This is a genomic window from Tahibacter harae (genome assembly GCF_024437735.1).
Taxonomy (GTDB): Bacteria; Pseudomonadota; Gammaproteobacteria; order Xanthomonadales; family Rhodanobacteraceae; genus Tahibacter; species Tahibacter harae.
This window is the reverse complement of record NZ_JANFQO010000007.1, coordinates 119,577-143,434: the sequence shown is the minus strand read 5'-3', so window position 1 is coordinate 143,434 and position 23,858 is coordinate 119,577. Positions and strand designations below refer to the sequence as shown.

17 protein-coding genes are annotated in these 23,858 nt (G+C 68.1%); 9 read left to right on the top strand and 8 right to left on the bottom strand.

Annotated features, from left to right (window positions below):
- Positions 1 to 186 precede the first annotated feature (186 nt).
- Positions 187 to 1,110 (bottom strand): NAD(P)/FAD-dependent oxidoreductase, encoded by a 924-nt coding sequence (locus NM961_RS09750; RefSeq protein WP_255914037.1) that lies wholly within the window; start codon positions 1,108 to 1,110, stop codon positions 187 to 189.
- A gap of 161 nt (positions 1,111 to 1,271) precedes the next feature.
- On the opposite strand from NM961_RS09750, the gene NM961_RS09745 reads away from it, so the two are divergent.
- Positions 1,272 to 1,712, top strand: a complete 441-nt coding sequence (locus NM961_RS09745) for an Rrf2 family transcriptional regulator (RefSeq protein WP_255914036.1) — start codon at positions 1,272 to 1,274, stop codon at positions 1,710 to 1,712.
- Positions 1,713 to 2,016: 304 nt separating this feature from the next.
- A complete protein-coding gene (locus NM961_RS09740; RefSeq protein WP_255914035.1) occupies positions 2,017 to 2,937 on the top strand; it encodes a DedA family protein/thiosulfate sulfurtransferase GlpE in 921 nt (306 codons plus the stop codon).
- A gap of 439 nt (positions 2,938 to 3,376) precedes the next feature.
- Here NM961_RS09740 and NM961_RS09735 read toward each other — a convergent pair whose 3' ends face one another.
- The 4 genes from NM961_RS09735 to NM961_RS09720 form a co-directional block, all read right to left on the bottom strand.
- On the bottom strand, positions 3,377 to 5,068 hold the full coding sequence (locus NM961_RS09735; protein WP_255914034.1) for a M64 family metallopeptidase: 1,692 nt from the start codon (positions 5,066 to 5,068) through the stop codon (positions 3,377 to 3,379).
- A 280-nt stretch (positions 5,069 to 5,348) separates the two neighbouring features.
- Positions 5,349 to 7,775: a TonB-dependent receptor gene (locus NM961_RS09730; RefSeq protein WP_255914033.1), complete on the bottom strand. Its 2,427-nt coding sequence runs from the start codon at positions 7,773 to 7,775 to the stop codon at positions 5,349 to 5,351.
- Between the two features lie 349 nt (positions 7,776 to 8,124).
- Positions 8,125 to 9,270, bottom strand: a complete 1,146-nt coding sequence (locus NM961_RS09725) for an SO2930 family diheme c-type cytochrome (protein ID WP_255914031.1) — start codon at positions 9,268 to 9,270, stop codon at positions 8,125 to 8,127.
- 3 nt (positions 9,271 to 9,273) lie between these two features.
- Positions 9,274 to 10,494, bottom strand: a complete 1,221-nt coding sequence (locus tag NM961_RS09720; RefSeq protein WP_255914030.1) for a parallel beta-helix domain-containing protein — start codon at positions 10,492 to 10,494, stop codon at positions 9,274 to 9,276.
- Between the two features lie 111 nt (positions 10,495 to 10,605).
- On the opposite strand from NM961_RS09720, the gene NM961_RS09715 reads away from it, so the two are divergent.
- Complete coding sequence (locus tag NM961_RS09715) at positions 10,606 to 11,646, top strand: AraC family transcriptional regulator (RefSeq protein WP_255914028.1); 1,041 nt, start codon at positions 10,606 to 10,608, stop codon at positions 11,644 to 11,646.
- A 283-nt stretch (positions 11,647 to 11,929) separates the two neighbouring features.
- On the opposite strand, the gene NM961_RS09710 is transcribed toward NM961_RS09715, so the two are convergent.
- The 3 genes from NM961_RS09710 to NM961_RS09700 form a co-directional block, all read right to left on the bottom strand.
- Positions 11,930 to 13,084, bottom strand: a complete 1,155-nt coding sequence (locus NM961_RS09710) for a hypothetical protein (protein ID WP_255914025.1) — start codon at positions 13,082 to 13,084, stop codon at positions 11,930 to 11,932.
- A gap of 625 nt (positions 13,085 to 13,709) precedes the next feature.
- On the bottom strand, positions 13,710 to 14,558 hold the full coding sequence (locus tag NM961_RS09705; RefSeq protein ID WP_255914024.1) for a hypothetical protein: 849 nt from the start codon (positions 14,556 to 14,558) through the stop codon (positions 13,710 to 13,712).
- 212 nt (positions 14,559 to 14,770) lie between these two features.
- Positions 14,771 to 16,270 (bottom strand): aminotransferase class III-fold pyridoxal phosphate-dependent enzyme, encoded by a 1,500-nt coding sequence (locus NM961_RS09700; protein ID WP_255914023.1) that lies wholly within the window; start codon positions 16,268 to 16,270, stop codon positions 14,771 to 14,773.
- Positions 16,271 to 16,535: 265 nt separating this feature from the next.
- Between NM961_RS09700 and NM961_RS09695 the strand changes: the two genes are divergently transcribed.
- The 6 genes from NM961_RS09695 (at position 16,536) to queA (ending at position 23,665) form a co-directional block, all read left to right on the top strand.
- Positions 16,536 to 17,426 carry an ABC transporter ATP-binding protein gene (locus NM961_RS09695; RefSeq protein WP_255914021.1) on the top strand — a complete coding sequence of 297 codons (891 nt, stop codon included), beginning with the start codon at positions 16,536 to 16,538 and terminating at the stop codon, positions 17,424 to 17,426.
- On the top strand, positions 17,426 to 18,190 hold the full coding sequence (locus NM961_RS09690; RefSeq protein ID WP_255914020.1) for an ABC transporter permease: 765 nt from the start codon (positions 17,426 to 17,428) through the stop codon (positions 18,188 to 18,190). The genes NM961_RS09695 and NM961_RS09690 overlap by 1 nt, the downstream gene beginning before the upstream one ends.
- A gap of 22 nt (positions 18,191 to 18,212) precedes the next feature.
- On the top strand, positions 18,213 to 19,382 hold the full coding sequence (locus tag NM961_RS09685) for a sensor histidine kinase (RefSeq protein ID WP_255914019.1): 1,170 nt from the start codon (positions 18,213 to 18,215) through the stop codon (positions 19,380 to 19,382).
- A 103-nt stretch (positions 19,383 to 19,485) separates the two neighbouring features.
- Complete coding sequence (locus NM961_RS09680) at positions 19,486 to 20,088, top strand: response regulator transcription factor (protein ID WP_255914017.1); 603 nt, start codon at positions 19,486 to 19,488, stop codon at positions 20,086 to 20,088.
- A 94-nt stretch (positions 20,089 to 20,182) separates the two neighbouring features.
- On the top strand, positions 20,183 to 22,348 hold the full coding sequence (locus NM961_RS09675) for a hypothetical protein (protein WP_255914015.1): 2,166 nt from the start codon (positions 20,183 to 20,185) through the stop codon (positions 22,346 to 22,348).
- Between the two features lie 288 nt (positions 22,349 to 22,636).
- On the top strand, positions 22,637 to 23,665 hold the full coding sequence (gene queA, locus NM961_RS09670) for a tRNA preQ1(34) S-adenosylmethionine ribosyltransferase-isomerase QueA (protein ID WP_255914014.1): 1,029 nt from the start codon (positions 22,637 to 22,639) through the stop codon (positions 23,663 to 23,665).
- Positions 23,666 to 23,858: the final 193 nt, after the last annotated feature.

Here is a 23,858-nt window from a genome sequence, read left to right as displayed (position 1 = left end):
GGTTCGCGCCGATGCGCACAAGCGGCAGCTGGCCGATAGCCGGCACGGTTCGTTCCTCGTCCATGCGCGCGGCGATTGCCGGACAGGACAGCGGTGTGGACGCGGACGAAGCGGGCGCCGGAACACACAGCGCCGGCACTCGGAGAAATAGGTTGGTTGCCGCGGAGTAAACGGCGCACCGTGGGTTCAGGCCAGGCGCCGCGCCGGATCGTCCGTCGCAATCAGTGCATGGTGCAGCGCCACCGCGGCATTGACCCCGTCGGCTGCGGCCAGGGTGATATTGCTGCGCGCCAGCGCCGCGTCGCCGGCGGCGTAGACGCCGGCGATGCTGGTCTGTTTCTGCGCATCGGTCTGCAGGATGCTGCCCTGCGGCGTGCTCTCCAGTGCGCACCCGAGCAGGCCGGGCAGGGCGCCGCGCGGATTGGTCTGCACGGCGACGAACAGCGCGCGCAGCGGCACCCGGCGGCCGTCTGCGAGATGCAGGCCGGACAGCTGCCGTCCTTGGCCTTCGGCGCGCCGTACCGGCACGGTTTCCAGCGCGATGCGGCGGCGCGTGAGCTGGGCGCGCTGTTCCGCGTCGATCACGTCGGCGCCTTGGGTGAACAGGGTGACTTCACCCCAGTCGGCGATCAGCTGCGCATGCAGGGCGGCGTGCGGCGTCGCATTGAGTACGCCTATCGCGCCGCCGCCGATTTCGTAGCCGTGGCAATACGGACAGTGCAGCACGCTTGCGCCCCAGCATTCGGCCAGGCCGGGGATGTCCGGCAGCGTGTCGGTCACACCGCTGGCGAGCAGCAGCTTGCGGCTGCGCCATGCAGTGCCGTCGGCGGCATGCAGACGGAAATCGCCGTCGCTGCCGCAAGCGGCGGTGACTTCCTGCGCCAGCCAGCTCACGCCGGGGTAGGCGGCGAGCTGGGCCCGCGCTGCGGCCAGGATCTCGTGGCCGGGTCGGCCGTCCTGGGCCAGTACGCCGTGGGCGTGGCGGGCAACGTGGTTGCGCGGCGCGCCGGCGTCGGCGATCAGGATGCGGCGGCGCGCGCGCGCCAGGATCAGGCCGGCGGCCAGGCCGGCGTAGCTGCCGCCGACGATAAGGGCGTCATACGGAGTCATGGCGAATTTCCTCGTCGGGTGCAGCGCCGCCGCTGCCGGCTTAAAGAACTTGTCAGGTTACATATTAGGATCGCTCGCCGATCCTACGCAACAGTGGAAGTTACATATTGCGGCGGCGTCTTTTGCTAAGGTGCGCCGTCCGTCCCGGTTCCGGTTTCCGCATGAAAAACGACAGCCGCCTTTCGCGCATGCTGCATGTGCTGATCCACATGGACCAGCTCGCCGGCGCGGCCACGTCCGAGCAGATCGCGCAGATGCTGTCGACCAATCCGGTAGTGGTGCGGCGCACCCTGGCCGGCCTGCGCGAACAGGGCTATGTGCGCTCGCTCAAAGGCCCCGGCGGCGGCTGGAGCCTGGCGCGCAAGCTGGAGGAAATCAGCCTGGCCGACATCCACCGCGCGCTGGATTCGCCGCGCCTGTTTGCCATCAGCGCTACCGTGGACCACGCCGGCTGCCTGGTCGAGCAGGCGGTCAACGCCGCCCTGAGCAGCGCCTTCGACGAGGCCGAGCAGGCCCTGCTGGCACGCCTGGACAGCATCAGCCTGGCCGATGTGGCGCGCGATTTCGCCCGGCGTGCGCGGCGCAAGTCGGCGCGGCCCTGAGGCAGCGGCCGGCGGCGCCTGTTCTGCGCTGCAATTGAATCGTTCGTTGAATTTTCAGTTGGCGGCGCGGCGCGGCGTTGCGCCGCGGTCCGCGCCTCGCCCTCATCCCGTCCCCGGAAGATCGCCCGGATGGCGGAAACTGCGCCGAAAATCTCGAAGCGGCCTGCGGCGCCGGCTTCGACGAAGAGCGCACACCGGGACGCAGACAGCGCGGCACGCCGCCCCTCGCTGCGGCAGACACGCAGCGCCGTCTTTCCGCTACATTCAGCGCGCCCACTCAAGGCGGACCCGCGAGGCCGTAGCCGTGCGCAGCTTCATCACCCTGATCGAGCTTCACGGCTTGCCGCTGGTATTCCTCTGCGTATTGCTGGAGCAGGGCGGGCTGCCGCTGCCGGCCTATCCGGTGCTGCTGGTGGCCGCGGCGCTGAGTGCGGCCACGCTGGGCGGCCCGCTGCAGGTGCTGGCGGTCGCGGCCGTGGCGGCGTTGCTGGCCGATCTGGCCTGGTATCTGGCCGGGCGGCGCTACGGTTCGCGTGTGCTGCGCACGGTGTGCCGCTTGTCGCTGTCGCCGGATTCCTGCGTGCGTCAGACGCAGAGCCTGTATACGCGCTGGGGCGCGCCCAGCCTGAGCTTCGCCAAGTTCGTGCCGGGTTTTGCCTCGCTCGCCACCGCGCTGGCCGGTTCCACGCGCACGCCGCTGGGCAGCTTCCTCCTGTTCGACGGCATGGGCGCGCTGCTGTGGGCCGGTGTGGCCGTGCTGCTGGGCGTCACCTTCCGCAACGCCATCGACGAAGTCGTGGGCGTGATCGCCGATCTGGGCCGCTGGGGCACCTTGCTGGTGCTGTCCCTGCTTGCGGTCTACGTGCTGACGCGCTGGTGGAAGCGCCGTCTGCTGCTGCGCGAGTTGCGCATGGCACGCATAGGCGTGGCCGAGCTGGCGGCGCTGCTGGCGGGGCCCGCGCCGCCGCTGGTGCTGGATGTGCGTCCGCCAGAACAGCAGCGCAGCGGCCGCATTCCCGGCGCCGTGCCGGTGGATCTGGATGCCTGCGATGCGCCGGCCGGGCTGGCGGCGGGGCGCGAAGTCGTCATCTATTGCGCCTGTCCCAACGAAGCGTCCGCGGCGGTGGTCGCGCGCCGGCTGCAGCGCCAGGGGCTGGCGCGGGTAAGGCCGCTGTACGGCGGCATAGACGCCTGGATCGCCGCCGGCCAGCGGCTGGAGAGCTGAGCCCGGCGCCGAGCAGGCGTTGCAGCGCCGGCGGCGCGGCTTGGAGCAGCGGCGCGGCCCTGGCCGAAAGCGTGGACCTGCCACCCGAGGCAGCGCCGGCTTCAGCGTGCGCTGCGCCGTGAATGCGGCGACCGCCAACGGCACGCTGCTGAGCAATACGGCCGGCAGCGCCGCGCCCGGCGGCGTCAGCGATCCGGACAGCAGCAGCCCGGTACTCCCTCTGCTCCAAGCGCGCCTGGTGAGAGGGCCGGGGCTACGGGCGACGATCAACGCACCTATAAGTCCGGATTCTTGCCGGAATATTCAACACGCGCAGGGCCGGCAAAAATCGGGCTCGTCCGCGGACTGACGTGCGGCCCCCAACCAGCCCTCTCTCCCAGGCGCGTAATGCGCTTGCGAGAGAGGGTTTTTTCAGGCGCACGATCAACGGTTTCAGATTTCACTGAAACCCATCGTCAAACAACCGGTCATTCCCCACCTGTATCGTCCAGGTGCGGCTGTGCGTCAGCAGATCGCCGGCCATGGCCGGCTGCACCAGTGCGGTCTGGTCGGTCACACGCAGTTCCAGGGTGCGTGTCGCCGGTGTCGGCGTGAGCTGCTGGAAGGTATAGCTTTCCGTGGTTGCGACCGGATTGCCGTCCAGATACCACTGTAGGCCGATATTGCCGACGCTGGGCCGCAGCAGGGCGGCGCCGAAGCTGCGCTGTGTGCCCTGGGCGTAGTGCACGGGCGCCGCCGCCGGCGGGTATTCGCTGCCGGGTTCGATCAGATCGATGCCGCCGGCCGGGACGCCGAAGCCGCCGCGGTAGAGCTTGCGCACATATTCCTGGCGGCATACGGCGCAGAAATTCGCGCCCAGCGCATTCATCAGGCACTGGTTTTCAGTGGGGCGGTACATGCCGGCGCTGAGGTAGCGCGCACCGGCGAACAGTCCCAGGCCGGCGGTGCCGGCCGGCGTCGGGATCTGTATGCCGGGCGTGAACCAGGAACGCCACTTCACCAGGCTGGCATTGGTCTGGTTGGTGACATTGGCCTCGCAGCCGGGATTCACGCCGAGATCGCTGCAGGCCGGAAAGCCGGGGTAGGGCGTGGTGTATTCGTCGGCCAGGCCGGTGAAGCTGTGGCCGAATTCGTGGATCACGATGCTGGGCGCGAGCGCATGCGCCGACAGTACGGCGAAGCTGCCGCCGGCGCCGCCGTAGACCGGGTCGTTGACGGTGACCAGGATCTTGTCCCAGTCCGGAAAACCCACCGCCGCGGCGAACACCTTGCTGCTGTTGGCGAACAGGGTGCGGTGGATCTGCGCAGTGCAGAAGGTGGAATCCAGCGCCGTGCTGACGAAGGTGCCGGCGCGCGGATCGGTCTGCGCGGCGGGATCGGCGCAGCAGCTGGTGCTGGTGCAGCCGGCCTGGTAGGGCGGATGGTCCGCACCGGACTGGCTGGAGGCGACGAAGCCCGGCTGCCAGTTCACGAAGCTCGCGTATTCCTTGTAGGGCGACACATTGAACATGGCCGTGTGCAGCGCGTTCGCATGCGTAGCGAAGGTGGTCTGTTCGGCTGCGGTATAGCCGTCGCCGATGAGCAGCACATCCAGGCGGTTGCCTGAATTGGCCGCGGCGGTGCTGCTGCCGCTGCGCTGCGCCTGAAGCAGGCGTGCCGGCTGCACGGATGCCAGCGGCAGGGTGGACGCTGTGGCGGCGAGTTGGCCGAGATCGAAGCGCTGTAGCTGGCGGTCGCCGACCAGTTCCAGCGTGTCGGCCTGGGCCAGCGGCAGGCGCAGGACGAAGGCGCGGTGCGGATCCTCCGCCGACAGGTGCTGCAGCGCGGTTTCGCCGGCGTTGCCGTGCTCCACGCGCAGTTGCCGCGGCACCCGGATCTCGCCGCCGCCGGCGGCTTCGCCCTTGCGCAGGCCTTGCCACAGGAAGCGGTCGGTGCCGCTGTTGCCGCTGCCGCCGTCGAGTGTCGCGGCACGCGCGGCGCCGTCTGCCAGTTCCACCTGGGCATAGAACACGGCCTGGGCGCGATCCTGTGAATCCAGCGCGAACACGATGTAGTGGGCCGGTTCCGCCAGAACCGGCGCACAGCTGCAAAGCGCCGCCATGCCCAGGCCGCGCCGCCAGAGTTTCCGCATGCTGATTTCCCCTCGCAGATGGCCGGAAACGCGGGTTCCTGCCCGTTTTCCGGTCGGACGGCGCAAGCAGTGGGTGCGCCTTTCCGGTACGCCGCGCGGGAGCGGATTGCCGGGCGATCCCTCCGTGGATCGCGCCGGCAGGCTGCCTGATCGCAGCCTGCCGGGGCGTTGCGCCATGCGAAGAGGCTAGCCGGCCGCGGCGGCGGCCGGCTAGGGAAATACCGCTATTTTGCGGGACAAATCGGCAGTATCGGCGGCCGCGGCTGGGCGGCCGCGCGGATCAGTAGCGGTATTCCAGCTCCACCCCGTACAGGCGCGGCGGGCTGATGGTGGCGTAGGTGGTGCCGAATACGTCGGTGGTGTAATTGCCGACGTTTTCCACATAGCGCTTGTCGAACAGGTTGGTGGCGAAGGCGGCGAGGCGGAAATGATCGCTGGCATCGTTCCAGCCTACGCGCAGGTCGGTGCGCTGCTGCGCCTCGCCCACGTCGAAGTTGGGACTGATGCTGCAGTCGCCCTGCAGCTGCGAATCGGCGTTGCAGCGGCTCTTGCCACGGTAGGAATGACGCAGCGAGACGACGATGTCGCCGGCGGAGTCCAGGTCCCAGCGGTACTGCCCGCCCAGCGAGAACGACAGGTAGGGTTCGCCGGTGGCCTGGCCGGAGAGATCCGCACCGCTGGGCGCGATCTTGTCCTTGTAGGTGGCGTTGATGTAGGCGATGTTGGCATCCAGGCTGAACGCCTTGCTCGGCTGCCATTGCAGGCCGGCGTCGATGCCCCAGGCTTTCTCGTCGCTGGTGTCGACCAGGTAGCGCGGCACGCCGCTGCCGTCGTCGTTGGGATCCAGGCGTATGGCCTGGCGGTCCGAATACACGTAGTGGTAGACCGAGGCATTCCACTGCAGGTTGTGCTCGGGTACTGCCTGCTTGATGCCGGTTTCCAGGTTCCACACGTCTTCGTTGTCGAACTTGGCACCGATATCCAGGCTGTTGTAACCGCCGGCCTTGTAGCCCTTGGCCAGCGAGGCGAACAGCATGGTGTCAGGCGTGGGGTGGAAATCGAACACGAAGCGCGGGCTGAGATCGCTCCAGCTGTCGTTGTCGCGCACGCGCCGGCCTTCCACGGCGCCGTTGGCGAAGACGAAATCGCCGCTGGCCACGGCCAGGGCGAACAGGGCCTGTTCCTGCAGTTCCGGCGGCAGCTGCGCGATCAGCGGTTCGATCTGGGCGAGGGTCGCATCCAGCGTGGGCGCGCTGCGCGGGCCGTTGAGCCAGCTGAACTTCTTCTCGTCGCGGGTATAGCGCAGGCCGAAGGTAAAGTTGCTGCGGTCGCTGATCTTCCAGATGGTGTCGCCGAACAGGGCCCAGGCGCGCGAATCGGCCGTGTTGTTCATCTCTTCGCGCCAGCGGTGGTCGAGCAGGCTGAGTGGCACGTCGAAGGAGTTCAGCACGCCGGTGAAGAAGCCGAACAAGGTGCCATCGGGCGTGGGCGCCAGGCCGGTGGTGCGGATCAGCGTGTCCAGACTGTCGGTGAACACGTTGACCTGCGAAGTCTGCTCGGCCTTCTCGCGGTAGTAGCTCGCGCCGGCGACCCAGTTCAGCCGGCCGGTGTCGCCGGAGAACTTGAACTCCTGGTAGAAGCTGCGGTTGTTCTCGATATTGGCCGTGTCCAGGTACAGGTAGCGCCGGTTGGTGCCGTCTTCGTCCTCGCGGTTGACCGTATCGAACTCGCGCCAGGCCGTGGTCGAGGTGAAATGCCCCCAGCCGGCGTCATGATTCAGCGCCAGCGTGGCGCCGTCGAAGCTGCGCGATTCCTCGTTGCCTTCCACGTCGTTGTACAGCGGCGCGTGGCGCGGATCGAGGTAGCGCAGCGGATCCGGCGGCGTCGGCGGCCAGTCCGGCGCGGCCGGCAGCGGCACTATGCCGATGGCCGGGCGGGCGAGCTGGTCGAGGTTTTCGTGATCCCAGGTCAGCACGGCATTGGTGGAATTGCTGATATCCCAGCGCAGCGCCATGCGCGCGGCCCAGTTGTCCTCGCCGTTGAGGTGTTTGCCGGTGGCGGCGTCGCGCAGCCAGCCGTCGCTTTCGTTGCGCAGCGCGCTGACGCGCAGCGCCGTGGTCTCGCCCAGGGGCGTATTGAGCAGGCCGTCGATATAGCGCAGCCCGTCGTCGCCGAAGCGTGTGCGCACGCGCGCCTCCACGTCGCGGCCCGGCTGCTTGGTCACCACCGCCACCGCGCCGGCTGCACTGTTGCGTCCGAACAGCGTGCCCTGGGGACCTTTCAGCACCTCGATGCGCTCGACATCGTTGAAGGCGAGTACGGCGCCGCCGGAGCGGGCCGAATACACGCCGTCGATGTACACGCCCACGGCGGGATCCGTGCCTATGCCGAAGTCGCCGGTGCTGATGCCGCGCACGGCGAAATAGGGCTGGGTCTTCTGCCCGGTCACGTTGAGGCCGGGGATGAAGGTGTCCAGATCCTGCAGGTCGTAGGCGGCGGTCTGGTCGATGAGCTTCTCGTCGATGACCTGGATCGCGATGGGCACTTCCTGCAGTTCCTGTTCGCGGCTCTGCGCGGTGACGACGATGCGTTCCAGCGTATCGGTTTCTTCCTGGGCAGCCTGCTGGGCGAAGGCGCTGGGGGCGGCCAGGGCGCAGGTGGTCAGGAGGGCGCGGCGGAGGCTCAGTGTCAGGTGATTGGGTTTCATTTTTTCCACTCCCCGGGGGTTGTTGCTGGTTTTTTGTTGTTCTGGGTGGTTGGTTGGATTGTGGGTTTTGTTTTTTGTGGTTGGCTGTGCGGTTGGTTGGGTTGAGCGATTTATCGTGAGTTTTTATTGGAGGGGTGTGCCTGTGGTGTGGGGTTTTGTTTGGGATCCGGTTTGGCCTGTCTGCGCCGGCTTTGACGCTTTAGCTCTCTCCTCCGACGCAGTCGGGGGAGAGCGAGCCTCAGGCTTGCGGTGCTTCCCGCATCCCGATCCCCAATCTCGAATCCCAACTCCTAGCTCCAAAATCCCAGATCTCGAATCCTGAACCTCGAATTCCGAATCCCCCTACACCTCACAAACTACAATCCCCCTTCTGCGCATCAACCCACTCGCTGATCAGCTTCACGCCCTCTGCATGCATCACCGATCTTCCCAGCTCGGGCATCATCACGGCCGGATCGTCGCTTTCCATCCGGTATAGCAGCACGGACCCCGCGGCGTCGCCGGGTTTGATGTCGTAGAGGCGGTTGCCGGTGCCTTTGCCGGCGGCTACCGGTTGTTTGCAAAAGCCGAAGTGGATGCCGGGGTCGGTGGCGACGTCCAGCGACAGGCCGGAGGTGTTGGCGGGGCCCTTGGCGCTGTGGCAGTGGCCGCAGTTGATGTCGAGGTAGGCGCGGGCGCGGGCATCCAGGGCGGCGGTGCGGTCGTGCGTGGCGGCGGCACGCGGGGCCTGCGCGGGCTCGGGCGCACCGCTGAGCAGGCCGAGGCGGCTCCAGTGCGCGAGCTGGTTTTCGCGGCCGCCGGCGTAGTCGTAATCGCGGTTCAGATGCCTGGCCTTGGGGCCTATGGGCTGCAGTGCGCGGGCCAGGTTGTCGGTGTTGTGGCAGCTGGCGCACTGGTTCTGGTCGGGCACCTGGTAGTCGGCGGTTTCGCGCGTGCCGTCGGCGGCGACGAGTTCTAGCGGGATCAGTGCGCCTATGCGCATCAGCGTGGCTTCGGTCTGGGCTTCGTTCCACACGTAGGGCAGGGCGATCCAGCCTTCGCTGCGGCGTACCAGCAGGCGGGTCTCGATCAGGCGCACCTGGCTCAGGTCCAGTTGCCCGGCCTTGACCAGGCTTTCGGCGGGGTCGGTGCGGGCGACAGATTTCCCGTCCCAGCCCTTGCCGGCGGGCAGCGGGAAATAGAACGTCTTGCTGATGATGGTGCCGACCGGGAAATCGAAGGCCTTGTCCGCCTCGTAGCGCGCGCTGCTGCCGGGCGGCAGCCAGACCGTGCGCAGCTTGTGGGCGTAGTCGCTGAACAGCGGCGTGTTCAGGTCGAAGGGCTGCACGCCGCCGTTGAGGCGCAGCGTGCGGCCGTCGTTTACCAGCACCTGCCAGTCCGACAGTTTCTGCGGCAGGCCTTGCGCATGAAACTGCACCGGCGGCACGCTGCGCTGGCAGGCAGCCAGTGTCAGCGCCATCAGCAGCAGCGCGATCTTCCGCGCCGTCGTGCCCATGCCTCAGCTCCGGCCCAGGTTGATCGCGGGCAGCTTGGGCAGGCTGCAGCGGAACGGTGCGATATCGGTGCTGGGGCTGTCGTAGCCGTTGGGGCCGTCGGCGTTGATCACGCCGTTGACGTCCTGCAGGCAGATTTCCGGACCGCGGCTCTGGCCGTCGACCTTGCGTTCCTTGTTGTAGTAGCCATCCCACAGCACATCGGGAAACGCACCGGTCAGGCCCATCGCGGCGACCTTCAGCGCCTTGAGGTCCAGCCCGTCGGGCGAGTCGCCGCCGCCGGAAAGGCGGTTACCGTAGATATTGATGCGCTCGGGGTACGGGTCGAAGCCCGCCGCCATGCTGCTGTCCTTGTAGCCGGTGGAATAGACGCTGGACACGATGATGTTGGCGGTCTTGTTGTCGCGGATATCGTTGTCGAAGATTTCCACGTCGTCGTTGGAATTGATCACCATGCCCGAGCCCGCCGGCACACTGGCCACCGGCGTGCCCTTGGCGCCGAAGTTGCCGGTGTTGTTGGCGATGATCTGGTTCTTGAACACGCGGATGGCGCCGCCCTGCTGCGACAGGGCCGGCATGTTGAATACCAGGATGCCGCCGGTGTTGTTGGTGGCGACGTTTTCATACACGTCGGCGTTGATGGTGTTTTCCACCTCGATCCCGGCCACATTCGACTCGGCCCGGCTGCGCCGCACGATCACGTCCTTGGACTGGCCCACGTAGATGCCGGCATCCGACGCGGCGATCGCGACGCAGTCCTCGATCAGCACGTTGGTGGTCTTGACCGGATACAGGCCGTAGGCGCCGTTCTTGGTACTGGGGCCGCCGGTCCATTGCACCTTCACGTGGCGGATGGTGATGTGGTTGGACTCGCTGATCTTGAGGCCGTCGCCCTTGGAGTCCTCGATGGTGAGGTGCTCGATCAGGAAGTTGTCGCCGTTGACCAGCAGCCCCTCGGCGCCGGCTTTCTGGCCCTTGAAGCTGAGCACGCTCTTGTCCATGCCGGCGCCGCGCAGGGTGATGCCGCTGGCGCGCAGGGTCAGGCTGCGGTCGAAGGCAAAGCGGCCGGCCGGGATCTCGATGACGTCGCCGGGTTTGGCGTCCAGCAGCTTCTGCTGCAGCACGGCCGCGTAGGCCGTGTCGGCGGACGCATCCGGTGTCTGGGTGGACTCGCCGCAGCCGGCCAGCAGCACGGCGGCGACGAGGGCAGGTATACATTGACGCATGGCAGGCTCCGCCGCTTCGATTGTTAAAGTCTTGTGCGTTCGCAGCACTACAAACGAGGGCGCCAGCGGCATACTAAGGGGGGAAAAACGGCCAAGCGGCAGACACGGGCAATGGTGCAAGCGAGCAATGCGGTCGATGATCCGCGCGTCAGCGCGGCCATACTGCCGACCAATATCCTGTGCAGCCTGGTACAGCTGGCGGAAGAACGCGGCCTGGACGCGGGCGGCTGGTTCGCCGGCCTGGCCCTGGGGCCCAGCGATGTCTGCGACCCGAGCGCGAGAGTGTCCTATCGCCAGGCCCTGGGCATCATCCGCCGTGCGATGCAGACCCTGACCGATCCCAACCTGGGCCTGCTGCTGGGGCGGCGTCAGGATATCGGCAATTTCGGCCTGCTCGGCCTGGCGATGAAAACCTCGCGCAATTTCAGCGACGCCATCACCATCGGCATCACCCACCAGCGCGCCACCGGCGCCCTGCTGGAGCTGAGCATCCAGGATCTGGCGCCGGACGAGGTCGCGCTGTACGCACGCGCGCCGCTGGCCGATCCCGTGGTGCTGCCGTTCCTGTGCGAGGAAATGTTCGTCAGCGTGTTCGCCGTCGCGCGCGAACTGGCCGGGCCGGCGCTGCGGCCGCGCCGGCTGGAGCTGGCCTATGCCCAGCCAGCCTATGTGGACGAATACCGCGAGCTGTTCGGCTGCCCCATCGTGTTCGACCGGCCGCACAACTGCCTGGTGATCGAGTCGCACTGGCTGGACCTGCCATTTCCGACCTACAACCCGGTCACCGCGCGCCAGGCGCTCTCCGCCCTGGTGCGCGAGCTGGAATCCACCCGCGGCATGCCCAGCGAAACCGCCGCGGCGGTGGAACGCCAGCTGCGCCAGCGCGTAAGCCAGAACCCGCGCCTGCTCGACGTGGCCGATTCGCTGTACCGCAGCGAGCGCACGCTGCGGCGCCAGCTGGCCGAGGAAGGCGCCAGCTTCACCCGCATCCACGACCGCGTGCGCTGCGAGCGCGCGCTGGAGCTGCTGCGTGATCCGCGCCTGACGGTGGCCCAGGTCGGCAGCCAGGTCGGTTTCGGCGATGTGCGTGAGTTCCGGCGGGCGTTCAAGCGCTGGACGGGAAGGACGCCCACGGATCTGCGTCACAGCTGAGACCCCGGCGCAGCGGCGAAGGGCCGGCTTGTTGAAAACAGCAGGATGGTTTCAGCGGGGTGGCGCATGGTCCGGAGCGGCAATCCCGCGGTCGAAGAGTCCGGGCCGGTTCCTGGCCGGATTGTGCTGCCTTGCGGTGCCAGCGGCCCGCGCACCGGAGCAATGACAGTCGGAGCGTGGATCGCAGCCGGCGCTGGAGCCGGCGTTGCGCCGCTGGCCGGCTTCCGCAGCGCGGGACAGGCGCAGCCCATCCGGGCGGGCTGCGCCTGTCCGTTGCCGGACTTCAGTACGGGTAGATCGTACAGATGACCTGGGTGGATCCGTTGTTCGAGCACTTCACGCTGCCGCCGTTGCCGACCAGCGACACGCCGCTCAGGGAAATACCGTTGCGGCGGGCCCAGTCCGAGAACGAGAAGAAGCCCTGCTCACCGCGCGGTGTGGGCGGGAAATTGAAGGTCCGGCCCGGCACGGTCTGGTTGAGCGGGGCGGTGCTCATGGGCAGCGCCGAGCCTGCCGAATCCTTCACTTCCTTGAGTTTGACCTCGCCGGTGACGACGTCGTACTCGACGCGGGCATAGCCGCCGTCCTTCATCGGAATGAAGACGGATATGTTGGACGTCACGTTCTTTGAAACCTGCTGGCCACCCTGGAGCAGCGGGACAGGCGTGGAAAGGCCGGCGCTGGACTGCACGGTGCCGTTGAACACGCCGGCGACACCGCCGTTGGGCAGCCCGGCGACCACGTCGCGCACGAAGTTGTCGATGTTGCCGGCCGGCGTGTTGCCGAACCCCAGGTCGTAGCTGGTCTCCGGGTAGTTCGGGTACTCGTTCCTGAAGCCGGACGGAAAGCTGTAGCCGCGTGCATCGATGGGGCTGTTCACGCCGGGCAAGGCCGGGCCGGTCTTGGCATTTTCGGTTCCCGGCGCCGCTACGCCGGCGCTGCGCAGGCCAAGACCGCTGCCGCGCAGTTCCACGATGGCTCCGCTGGCGGGCTTCCAGTAGGCCGAGCCGTCGGCGCGCAGGATCAGCTTGAACGCGAGGCTGTTGCCGTTCTGCCGGTACATGCTGCCGACCTGCTGCACATAGGTGACCAGGCCCGGGTCGACCGGAAGCTCGAAGCCGCCGGTCTGGGCCGCGAGTTCGCGGTCCCAGTCCAGCTTGATGGCGCGTATCTGGCCGGTGCTGAGGTTGTAGACATAGGCCTCGCTGTCCATGGCGCGCGGATAGGTGATCAGCGCCTTGGTCCTGAACTGGTCGGCCGTGGTGCAGGTGTTGCACATGATGGCGTACTGCTGGTAGGCGGTGAGCTGCAGGTCGTCGAAAGATGCCGTTTCCGCCGGCGGCTGGCTCTCGGCGCAGGCGCCGGTGCTTAGCAGCAGGACGGCGGCGGCCGCGCTGCGGGCCAGCCAGCGGTACAGGTTGGCAAAGGTGTACTGCATGAGCGTGTCTCCATGAATGCGGTGTCGGTGGCGCCTGTCGCGACGGCCGTCCCTGATCGCGCGGTAGCGGCGTGGCGCCGGAAAAATCAGCAGGCTTGTCGGTGGCGGCGTCGCGGTGTGCGCGCTGCAGCGGAGGGAGGTGCAGCGCGGAGCGTCCGCGACGCCGCCGGCAAAGCGGCGGATCCTTGGGTCTTCTTTGCGATGCTCTCCTTGGCGGCGGCCGCTGCGCCTGCAAATTTGCTTTGGTTGCAAACGTCAGAAATGGCCTTTGTCAATACGATGGGACATATATGGGTGCAAGTCAACGCGTGCGGAACTCCGCGGCGGGAGCGCGGCAACGAATTCCTGTGGCTGCAAATCAGTTTGCAGAGACGAACAGGTGTTTGCAGATTTTTCGATGACGCGAGACGTTTTTGCCGTGCAGGAAGGTAGTTTCAGTTTTGTTTCGGTAAATAAGTATTAAATAATTAGTTTAAATTTATACAAAATAAATAAATATCTGGCCGGATGGCGATTCCATGGCCGAAATATTCAATGGGCGGGCATCGGCCGTGCTGGCGTTCCACGCCTGCCGCGGCAGCGGCGCACGGCGCTCGCGCCGCCCGCGGATCCGGAGTCGGCAGCCTCAGCTTCCCAGCTCGATTTCCTCTATCCCCAGATACCGGCTGATTGCCTGCACTGCCGCGGCCAGGGGCGCTTCCAGCGGCACGGCGTAGAGTGCGCTGCGGTCGGCGTGTTCCATCCAGCCGAACAGGGACTGGCGCAGCTGTTCCTCGGTGCGTACGCGCTGGTGCACGTCGTGCAGGATATGGGCGTACTCGCGCGGCGTGGGGCTGGCGCCCAGGGCATGGAAGACCGCGTCCAGCGCGGCCATGAATTCGGCGGCGCCCGGGGAGAGGCCGAAATCCTCGGGCCGATATTCCTGGTAGCCGCGGCTGACGTCGGCATGGATGCGGAAGCTGACCTTGGCCAGGGAGTGGTACAGCGCTTCCTCGGAGATCAGCACCAGCAGCAGATTGTTCGGATTGGCGACGGCGCTGCCCTGGGGCGAATGCCATTCGCGGGTCTGCACGAAATGGTAGAGGCGGATGTGGTCGTGGAAATCCGCCGCCTGCAATTGATCGAGGATGAGCAGGGTGCGCGCGCCTTCGGAATAGGCGCAGGCTTCGCTGAGGCTGCGTTCAAACGCCGACAGCGGCGCTTCCAGCGTGCCGCCCTCGGCGACGGCCTCCTCGCTCAGCACGATGGGTGCCGGCGGCGGCTCGGCGCTGCTGAAATCGTGATACAGCAGGTGCGGGTATTCCAGTGCGTGGCCCAGGGCGTTGGCCAGCGCGGTCTTGCGCCGGCCGGAGCTGCCGCTGATGTTGAGGCAGCGCAGGTGGTCGATCTCGGCCTCGAACAGGCAGCGCAGGGGATAGTCGTAGTCGTCGTTGGACTCGAAGCCGAATTCGGCGAGTTTCTTGCGCAGGCTCATGGCGGCGGGTGCGGGGGCGATCGCCGCAGGTTAACCGACGCCGCCGCGGTTGGCAGTGCCCGCTGTGCGGCGGGCGCGGGTCCTGCGCGAAAAAAACAGGGCCCGGCGCCTGCGCGGCCGGGCCCTGCGGTAAGGAACGCCTGACGGCGCCGCTGGCCGCTTCCTGCGGCCGTGGTGCGAGCGGCGGCGCCGCCAGGCGTTGTTCGGCGGCCTCAGGCGGCCTTGGCGTCGGCGCTCTTGCGCGGTCCCTTGAGCAGGGCCTGGCGCACGCCGTCGACGACCAGGTCGACCTCGGCTTCGGTGATGTTGAAATGCGGGGTGAAGCGCAGCGAGTTGACGCCGCCGTGGATCACGCCGAAGCCGTGCTCGCGCATGTATTCCTCGGTGCTGGCGCTGCCGTAGCACTTGAACTCGGGGCTGAGTTCGCAGGAGAACAGCAGGCCCGTGCCCTGCACCTTGGTGATGTAGCCCGGCAGCTCCTGCTTGAGCGCTTCGAGCTTGCGCACGAACTGCTGGCCGCGTTCGCGGATATTGGCCTGCACCGCCGGCGTGAGCAGGCCGAGCACGGCCACAGCCACGTCCATGGCGCGCGGGTTGGTGGTCATGGTGTTGCCGTAGATGCCCTTCTTGTACAGCGCCGCGGCGCGCTCGTTCACGGCCAGCACGGACAGCGGGTACTGGCCGGCGTTGAGCGCCTTGGAGAAGGTTTCCATGTCCGGCGCGGGCAGCTTTTCGAAGCCCGGGTAATCGACGATGGACAGCACGCCGTGGGCGCGCAGGCCGGCCTGGATGGAATCGACCAGGAACAGCGAGCCGTGCTTTTCGGTCAGCTCGCGCGCGGCGGCGTAGAACTCCGGCGTGACCGAGCGGCCCGGGTCGCCTTCGCCCATGACCGGCTCCAGGAACATGGCTTCGATGAACCAGCCGTTCTTGTCCGCGTCGGCGAAGATCTGCCGCAGTTGTTCGACGTTGTAGGGCTCCACCGTCAGCAGGCTGGATTCGTCGCGGAAGCTGGCCAGGTGCTGGGTGTAGGTCTTGCGGCTGGAATCCGAATACACCGCCGGACGCTCGGTGCGGCCGTGGAAGGCGCCCTTGACGGCCAGGCGCTTGACGCTGCGACCGGCGTAGCGGGCGCCGGCGTCGGTCATCAGCTTGGCGTTGACGTCGGCGATGCGGCAGGCCAGCGAGACCGATTCGGAGCCGGAGTTCAGGCACAGGAAGCGGCTGTACGGGCTGCCGCCGCGGCCGGTGCCGATGGCGGCCTTGAGCGCCCGCGCCAGACGCAGCTGCGCCACGTTCGGCGTCATCACATTGGCCATGACCTGGGGCTTGCTCATGGCTTCCAGCACGGCGGCCGGGGCGTGGCCGAAACCGAGCATGCCGTAGCCGCCGGAGTCGTGCAGCACCGCGCCCTTGAGCGTGACCACCCAGGGGCCGTTCGCGGCCAGGGCCACGTAGGGATTGACCGAATCGTCGGTGTAGAAGTTGATGAAGTCCGCCTGCACGCGCTGCAGTTGCTCGGCTTCGTCCAGCGGCAGCAGTTCCGGCAGCAGGGACTGGATTTCGAGGAAGCGCTCGTGCGCCTGGTCCACGGCGGCGACCAGTTCGGGCGAGGTCGCGGCAAAGCGGGCCAGGGTCGCATCGTCGAGGCCGCGGGTGCGCACGGCACCGCCGGCGCTGCGCAGGACATTGAGTTTATCGATCAGCTGCATGGCTTGCTCCACGAAACAGGGCGGCACGCACTGCCGCAGGCAGGGCGCGCCGGTCGAAGGTTGTTGGCAGTGATGCCGGGAAGTGGTGCCAGTCTAGCAACCTCATTGGTCGGCCCCTGGGGCCGATTCCATATTGCCGGACAGGGCCAATTTCCGCAGCCGGGGCGGTGCGGCATGACGATTGTCAACGCGAAGTGCTGATGCTGCCAACTTGGGCCGTACCCGGCCGCGGCCTAGTCTGACCGCAGGCAAACGGAGCAGCGAGATGCAGGCGCGGACGATGGTGGAGTTGTGCGGCGTTTCCAAGCGCCGCGGCGCGATACAGGCCCTGGCCGGCGTGGATCTGGCAGTCGGCGGCGGCGAAGTCTACGCCCTGCTGGGGCCGAACGGTGCGGGCAAGACCACGGCCATTGCGCTGATGCTGGGCCTGCTGCGGCCGGATGCCGGCAGCGTGCGCCTGTTCGGCAGCACGCCGCAGGACCTGGCCGCGCGCCGGCGCATCGGCGTGATGCTGCAGTCGGCCGGCCTGGCCGATGCGCTCAGCGTGGGCGAACTGCTGGCGCAGGCACGCAGCTACTACCCGCAGCCGCGCAGCCTGGCCGATATCGTCGCCCTGGCCGGCATAGAACCCTTGCTGCGGCAGCGCTACGAACGCCTGTCCGGCGGCCAGCAGCGCCGCGTGCAGTTCGCCGTGGCCCTGTGCGGCCGCCCGGAACTGCTGTTCCTGGACGAGCCCACCACCGGCATGGATACCGAATCGCGCGAGCAGTTCTGGCGAACCATACGCGAGCTGGTCGGACAAGGCTGCGCGGTGCTGCTGACCACGCATTACCTGGAGGAAGCCGAAGCCCTGGCCGACCGCGTCGGCGTGCTGGCCCAGGGCCGCCTGGTGGCCGAGGGCAGCATCGCCGCGATCCGCGGCCGCGTGGGCCAGCGTCAGATCCGCTGCATCAGCAGCCTGTCCGAGGAACAGGTGCGCGCCTGGCCGCAGGTGCACAGCGCGTTGCGCGAGGGCGAATGGCTGCGCATCGTCGCGGCTGAGGCCGAGCCGGTGCTGCGCAGCCTGCTCGCCGCCGACAGCGGCCTGCGCGAACTCGAAGTACAGCGCGCCGGCCTGGCCGAAGCGCTGCAGACCATCACCCGCGAGGCCGCCTGATGAACACCCTGGTTTTCGACGCCGTCTCCCGCGCCAGCCTGCGCCTGGAGGCGCGCCTGGAATTCCTGCGCCTGCTGCGCACGCCGGGCTTTTCCGTGCCGGTGCTGCTGTTCCCGCTGATGTTCTTCCTGCTGTTCGGCGTGCTGCTGGCCAATCCCCGCTCCAAGCTGCAGGTCACCCAGTATTTGCTGGCGACCTACAGCGTATTCGGCGTGATGGGGCCGGGTCTGTTCGGCTTCGGCGTATCGGTGGCCAACGAGCGCGACAAGGGCCTGCTCGCGCTGCGCCGGGCGCTGCCGATGCCGGCGCTGAACTATGTCGCTTCCAAGCTGGCCATGGCGCTGTGTTTCAGCAGCATCATCTTCGTGCTGCTGGCCCTGGCCGGCGCCGGTATCGGCGGTGTACGTCTGGCCTGGGAGCAGTGGCTGCTGCTGGGCCTGGTGATCGTGCCCGGCGTGCTGCCGTTCTGCGCCCTGGGGCTGCTGGTGGCCAGCTACTGCAGCGGCCAGGCCGCGCCGGCGGTGATCAACCTGATCTATCTGCCCATGGCCTTGCTGGCCGGGCTGTGGCTGCCGCTGAGCGCGCTGCCTGCGGTGTTCCAGACGATGGCGCCGCTGTGGCCGGCCTGGCATGTGGCCCAGCTCGCCCTGGCGGCGATGGCGCAGCCCAGCCAGGGCGCGCTGACGGGGCACCTGCTGTATCTGCTGATCTTCACTTTGGCCTGCGGCGGCTGGGCCGCGCGGCGCCTGCAGCGCGAACCCTGAGTATCGTGGCAGCATTGCCGCCATGAGCCTGCTTGCCAATCCCCGCTTGATCGCCTGGCGCGACCGCTTGGTTCCGGCCGAACTGGACATGGGCTGGGCCTCGTTCATTTCGCTGGGCTACCTGGCCTTTCTCTATCTGCCATTCCTGCTGCCGCGCATCGCCGCGAGAGACTGGCTGGGGCCGACCATAGTGATCATGCTGGCCTTCCTGCCGCTGTATTTCCGCGCCTACTGGGCGCAGGGACGCGAGCTGGTCCTGCTCACCGTCGCGATGTGGGCGCTGGCCCTGCTGCTGGCGCCGCTGAATCCGTTCTCCAATTCGCTGGTCATCTTCGCCTGCGCCTTCGCGCCGCACCTGCGTTCGCTGCGCAACGCCCTGCTGCTGGCGCTGCTGCTGACGACCAGTTTCTCGATCTACATTCTGGTCACCGTGCGCGGCGCGCCGCTGACCGTGGGCATCACTTACCTGGTCGGCGCGGCCTGTTTCGTCGGCTCGTATTTCATGCGCCAGAGCCAGCGCCGCCAGGTCGCGCTGCGCCTGTCGCACGAGGAAGTGCGCCGCCTCGCCGCGCTGGCCGAGCGCGAGCGCATAGGCCGCGACCTGCACGACCTGCTGGGCCATACCTTGTCGCTGATCGCGCTGAAGTCGGAACTGGCCAACCGCCTGTGGGAACGCGACGCACACGCGGCGCGGCAGGAAGTGCAGGACGTGGAGCGCATCGCCCGCGATGCCCTGGCCCAGGTGCGCCGCGCAGTCACCGGCATACGCGCCGCCGGCATCGCCGCGGAGATGGCCTCGGCCAAGCTGCTGCTCGAATCCGCCGGGGTGGCCTTCCAGTACGACCTGGGCGCGGCGCCGCCGCCGGCGGAGGTCGAGACGTGCCTGGCCCTGGTCGTGCGCGAAGCCGTGACCAACATCCACCGCCACGCCTACGCCACCCGCGCCACGGTGAAGCTGTGCAGCGACGGCGAGGATCTGCTGCTGGAAGTGCAGGACAACGGCCGCGGCGGCGACATAGTCCCCGGCAACGGCCTGACCGGCATGCGCGAACGCCTTGCCGCGCTCGGCGCGCAGTTGCGCGTGGATGCGGTGCGCGGCCGCGGCACCCTGCTCAGCGTGCGCGTGCCGCGGGCCGGGCTGGCCCTGGCCGCGCCGGCCGGCGTGCCGACGATCGCCGCGGAGCTGGCATGAGGCCGGCTGCGCAGGGCCGGTGCGCTGCGGCGCCGGCCTTGAGCCCCGGCGTGCGGCCGCGTAACCTGCCGCGCCTCCCGCTGCCTGCGAAGCGTCTGCGCGCATGATCCGAATTCTCCTGGCGGAAGATCAGGCCATGCTGCGCGGTGCGCTTGCGGCGCTGCTGCGGCTGGAATCCGATATCGAGGTAGTCGCCTCCGCCGCCGACGGCCAGGAGGCCTGGCGCCTGATTGAGCAGCACGCGCCGGACATCCTCGTCACCGACATCGAGATGCCCAATCTCACCGGCCTGGAACTGGCCCAGCGCGTGCGCGAGCGCGGCGCCAGCTGCAAGGTGGTGATCGTGACCACCTTCGCCCGGCCGGGCTATCTGCGCCGCGCGCTGGAAGCCGGCGTGGTCGGCTATCTGCTCAAGGATGCGCCGGTGGAACAGCTGGCCGATGCCCTGCGCAAGGTGCAGCGCGGCGGCCGCGTGATCGATCCGCAGCTGGCGGTGGATGCCTGGAGCGAGGCCGATCCGCTCAACGACCGCGAACGCCAGGTGCTGCGCCTGGCCGGCGAGGGGCTTTCCGCCGGCGAGGTCGCGGCCCAGCTGCATCTGTCGCAGGGCACGGTGCGCAATTACCTGTCCGAGGCCATAGGCAAGCTCGGCGTGGGCAACCGCATCGAGGCCTACCGCCTGGCACGGCAGAAAGGCTGGCTGTAGTTCCGGCGAGGCTGGCGCGGACACGCCGCGACACGGCAAGATTGCCGCCCTGCGCGGGCATTCGCCGCGCGCGCCATCGAGCACGGGAGCAGGCATGTACGGCAGTCCGGGAAAGGGAATTCACGCGCGTTCGTATCGATCCGGCCTGCGCCGCTTGGCCTGGGTGGTCGCCGCGGCGCTGGGCAGCCTGCCGGCCTATGCCTGCGGCCCGGATTTTCCGCACGAGCTGCTGCAGGACCGCCATGCCAGCGTGTTCGAGCTGGTCGAAGGCACCTTCGATCATGAAGTCGCGCGCCTGGTCGCGCAGCAGCAGGCAGCGCTGAAGCCGAACGAGAACCCCTGGGCTGGCCCGGAGGAGTCGCGCACCGAGCTGGAACAGAAACAGCTGGGCGAAGCCGGCTATGCCAAGGTCGAGGCCATGCGTCAGGCGCAGAGCGACGCCGAGGCCCTGGCCCTGGGTCAGGAGCTGAGTGAAGAAGTGCGTTTGTATACCGCCGGCGCGCGTGCCTTCAGCGCCGGCGAGAGCGAGCTGGCGCGGCAGCACTTTGAAGCCGTGCTGGCGCTGGCCCCGGAAGCACAGCGCGAACGCGGCCTGTGGGCGCGCTACATGCTCGGCCGCCTGGACCTGAGTTACGCCGGCGGCGGCGCGGGACTGGACGATAACGCGGTGAAGGCCCATGCCGACGCGGCGCTGCGGGCCTTCCAGGCCGTGCGCGCCGCCGTCGTCGCCGGTGCGGCCGATCCGCTGGGCCTGGCGGTGGCGAGCTACGGCGAGGAAGCCGCCGTGCATCTGCACCGCGGCGATACCGCCGCGGCGGTGAAGCTGTATGCGGAGCAGGCGGCACAGGGATCCGGCTCCGGGCGCGCCTCGCTGCTGTTCCTCGCGCGCCAGCTGTTCGCCGACGAGGCCGTGCTGGTCAAGGCGCTGCAGGATCCGCTGCAGCAGCAGTTGCTGGCCGCCTATGTCTACACCCGCAGCGGCGAGCTGCAGGTGGAGGAAGGTGGCGTGATGAAGCCTTCGCCCTTGCTGGAGCGCTATTACGCCGCGGTGGCGGCGGCCAGCGGCGAAATCGCCGGCGCCGACCGCGTCGCCGCGGCGGCGTATCGCGCCGGCCGCTACGAACTGGCCGGCAAGCTGGCCGCGCGCAGCGAAGCCGCGCTGGCCTACTGGGTGCGCGCCAAGCTGGCCCTGCGCGCCGGCGACGACAAGGCTGCGGCGACGGCCTATGCGCAGGCGTCGCGCGCCTTCCCGGCCGGCGAGGACTGGGGCGCCAATATCGACGAAGGCTACATGTACGAAGGCCTCAAGCCGGCCTGCCGCGTCGACGGCGAGCGCGCCATCCTGGCCCTGGGCCGCGGCGATTACGTCGAAGCGCTGCGCCTGCTGCATACGGGCGGCCAGTACTGGAACGACGCGGCGCACGTGGCCGAGCGCGTGCTCAGCGTGGACGAACTCAAGGCCTACGTCGATGCCAACGTGGCCGAACCCAAGCCCGCGCCCAAGCCGGTCGACGGCGAATGGGTTCCGGCCAATCCCGACCAGCTCCTGCGCAGCCTGCTGGGCCGGCGCCTGCTGCGCGCCGGCCGTTACGAGGAAGCGCCCGCCTATTTCGCGCCGGATCTGCGCGAGACCGCAGCGGCTTACGCCAAGGCGCGGCTGGAAGCACCGAAACTCGGCCGCATCGAGCGCGCCGAAGCCCTGTTCCGTGCGGCCAGGCTGGCGCGCGAGTCGGGCATGGAAATCCTCGGCACCGAGCTGGCGCCGGATGCGGCGGTTTACGGCGGCGGCTACGAGATCTATGCACCCGTCGCCCTGGCCGAGCAGGACAAGAAGCTGGTCGGTGCCGACGAGATCCAGCGCGTCGCCGCCAGCCAGGTAACGCCCGACCAGCGCTTCCACTACCGCTACGTCGCCGCGGATCTGGCCAATCAGGCCGCCGACCTGGTGCCGGCGCGCTCGCAGGCCTTTGCCGCCATGCTGTGCAGCGCCACCGGCTGGGTGATCAACCGCGACTACGCCGCCGGGCGCAGCTACTACCAACGCTACGTGAAAGAAGGGCCGCTGGTGCCCTGGGCCGGCAATTTCGGCAATGACTGCCCGGCGCCGGATTTTGCCGGCGCAGCCCGGCGCCTGAGCTTCGAGCGCATGCGCTGGGCCAAGCTGATGCTGCGGCGTTCGGCGCCGTACGTGGCGGCGGCCGGGCTGCTGGTGCTGGGGGCGGGCGTATTCTTCTGGCGCCGCCGCCGCAAGCCGGCCTGAGCGGGAGCGGACGGGCGAGTCGTGGTGGCCGGCTGGACCGGGACCGGGCGATAGGGCGGGCCGTGCTGGCAGGGCGATGCTTTTGCGCCGTAGCCGGTGAAGCGCGGCGCTGCGCTGTCTCCGTTGTGCTGGAGCCGGTGCCGTCCGCCGGGAAAGACGCGCCTTTGCGCCGCCGCCGGCGCCGCGCCCATGCCCGGGGGGCAGGCAGGGGCCGGTCGCCAGGGACTGCGCGGATAGGGGATAATCGCCGGTCCGCCGGACCGTGAATCCGGTGTCACGGTTGATTGTGTGAAAAAGTCAGATTTCCACTTTGATTTGCCGGCCGAGCTGATTGCACAGCAGCCGCTGGCGCAGCGCTCGGCCAGCCGCCTGCTGGTGGTCGATGCGGCCGCCGATACCCTTACCGACCGGCAGATGACGGAATTGCCCGACTGCCTCAGGCCCGGCGACCTGCTTGTATTCAACGACACCCGCGTGCTGCCGGCACGGCTGTTCGGGCACAAGGAATCCGGCGGCGCGGTCGAAATCCTGATCGAGCGCGTCACCGGCACCCACGAGGCGCGCGCCCAGCTCGGCGTATCCAAGAAGCCCAGGCCCGGCGGCCGCATCCTGCTGCAGGACGGCACGCCGGTGGTGGTGCTGGGCCGCGACGGCCCGTTTTTTGAACTGCGCTTCGACACCCCGGAAACGCTGGAAAAACTGTTGCTGCGTCTGGGCCGCATGCCGCTGCCGCCCTATATCGACCGCGAAGCCGACGCGGACGACGCGGAACGCTACCAGACCTTGTTCGCACGCAGTCCCGGCGCCGTCGCCGCACCCACGGCCGGCCTGCATTTCGACCAGGCCCTGCTCGACGCGCTGACCGCGCGCGGCGTGGAATTCGGCCATGTCACCCTGCATGTCGGCGCCGGCACTTTCCAGCCGGTGCGCAGCGACGAGCTGCGCGAGCATGTGATGCATCGCGAATGGCTGAATGTCGGCGCGGAGCTGGTGGAGAAGATGCGCCGCACGCGGGCCGCGGGCGGGCGTGTCGTTGCGGTGGGGACTACGGTGGTGCGGGCGCTGGAAAGCGCGACGCGGGACGGAGAGGTCTATCCGTTTTCCGGAGAGACGCAGATCTTCATTTTCCCGGGGTATCGGATCACCAGCGTGGATGGATTGGTGACCAACTTCCATCTGCCGGAGTCGACCTTGCTGATGCTGGTTTCGGCGTTTGCGGGGCGGGAGCGCATGCTGGGGGCTTACCGGCACGCGGTGGCGGGGAGGTATCGGTTTTTTTCTTATGGGGACGGGATGTTGATTTGGCCTGGAGGGTGAGGTTTTCTCTTTGGGTTGATTGGTTTTTTGGTTTTGTGTGTTGTGGTTTTGGGGCGTTTGCAGCGCTTGGTTCGACTGAAGGGTTTTTGTGCGTCTGCGGTGTTTTTTGGGGACGGTTTCGTCCGCCTGCGGCGGCCGACCTGCTTTCTTTTGCTTGTGCAAAAGAACGTAGGCAAAGAAAACACACCCCAGA

What these genes read in the sequence shown, in the direction of transcription:
- NM961_RS09685 (WP_255914019.1), top strand. Translation starts at nt 18,213, where the DNA reads ATGAGCCTGCTTGCCAATCCCCGCTTGATCGCCTGGCGCGACCGCTTG.
- NM961_RS09735 (WP_255914034.1), bottom strand. Translation starts at nt 5,068, where the DNA reads ATGCGGAAACTCTGGCGGCGCGGCCTGGGCATGGCGGCGCTTTGCAGC.
- NM961_RS09675 (WP_255914015.1), top strand. Translation starts at nt 20,183, where the DNA reads ATGTACGGCAGTCCGGGAAAGGGAATTCACGCGCGTTCGTATCGATCC.
- NM961_RS09680 (WP_255914017.1), top strand. Translation starts at nt 19,486, where the DNA reads ATGATCCGAATTCTCCTGGCGGAAGATCAGGCCATGCTGCGCGGTGCG.
- NM961_RS09720 (WP_255914030.1), bottom strand. Translation starts at nt 10,494, where the DNA reads ATGCGTCAATGTATACCTGCCCTCGTCGCCGCCGTGCTGCTGGCCGGC.
- NM961_RS09705 (WP_255914024.1), bottom strand. Translation starts at nt 14,558, where the DNA reads ATGAGCCTGCGCAAGAAACTCGCCGAATTCGGCTTCGAGTCCAACGAC.
- NM961_RS09710 (WP_255914025.1), bottom strand. Translation starts at nt 13,084, where the DNA reads ATGCAGTACACCTTTGCCAACCTGTACCGCTGGCTGGCCCGCAGCGCG.
- NM961_RS09745 (WP_255914036.1), top strand. Translation starts at nt 1,272, where the DNA reads ATGAAAAACGACAGCCGCCTTTCGCGCATGCTGCATGTGCTGATCCAC.
- NM961_RS09725 (WP_255914031.1), bottom strand. Translation starts at nt 9,270, where the DNA reads ATGGGCACGACGGCGCGGAAGATCGCGCTGCTGCTGATGGCGCTGACA.
- NM961_RS09695 (WP_255914021.1), top strand. Translation starts at nt 16,536, where the DNA reads ATGCAGGCGCGGACGATGGTGGAGTTGTGCGGCGTTTCCAAGCGCCGC.
- NM961_RS09690 (WP_255914020.1), top strand. Translation starts at nt 17,426, where the DNA reads ATGAACACCCTGGTTTTCGACGCCGTCTCCCGCGCCAGCCTGCGCCTG.
- NM961_RS09715 (WP_255914028.1), top strand. Translation starts at nt 10,606, where the DNA reads ATGGTGCAAGCGAGCAATGCGGTCGATGATCCGCGCGTCAGCGCGGCC.
- NM961_RS09750 (WP_255914037.1), bottom strand. Translation starts at nt 1,110, where the DNA reads ATGACTCCGTATGACGCCCTTATCGTCGGCGGCAGCTACGCCGGCCTG.
- NM961_RS09730 (WP_255914033.1), bottom strand. Translation starts at nt 7,775, where the DNA reads ATGAAACCCAATCACCTGACACTGAGCCTCCGCCGCGCCCTCCTGACC.
- NM961_RS09700 (WP_255914023.1), bottom strand. Translation starts at nt 16,270, where the DNA reads ATGCAGCTGATCGATAAACTCAATGTCCTGCGCAGCGCCGGCGGTGCC.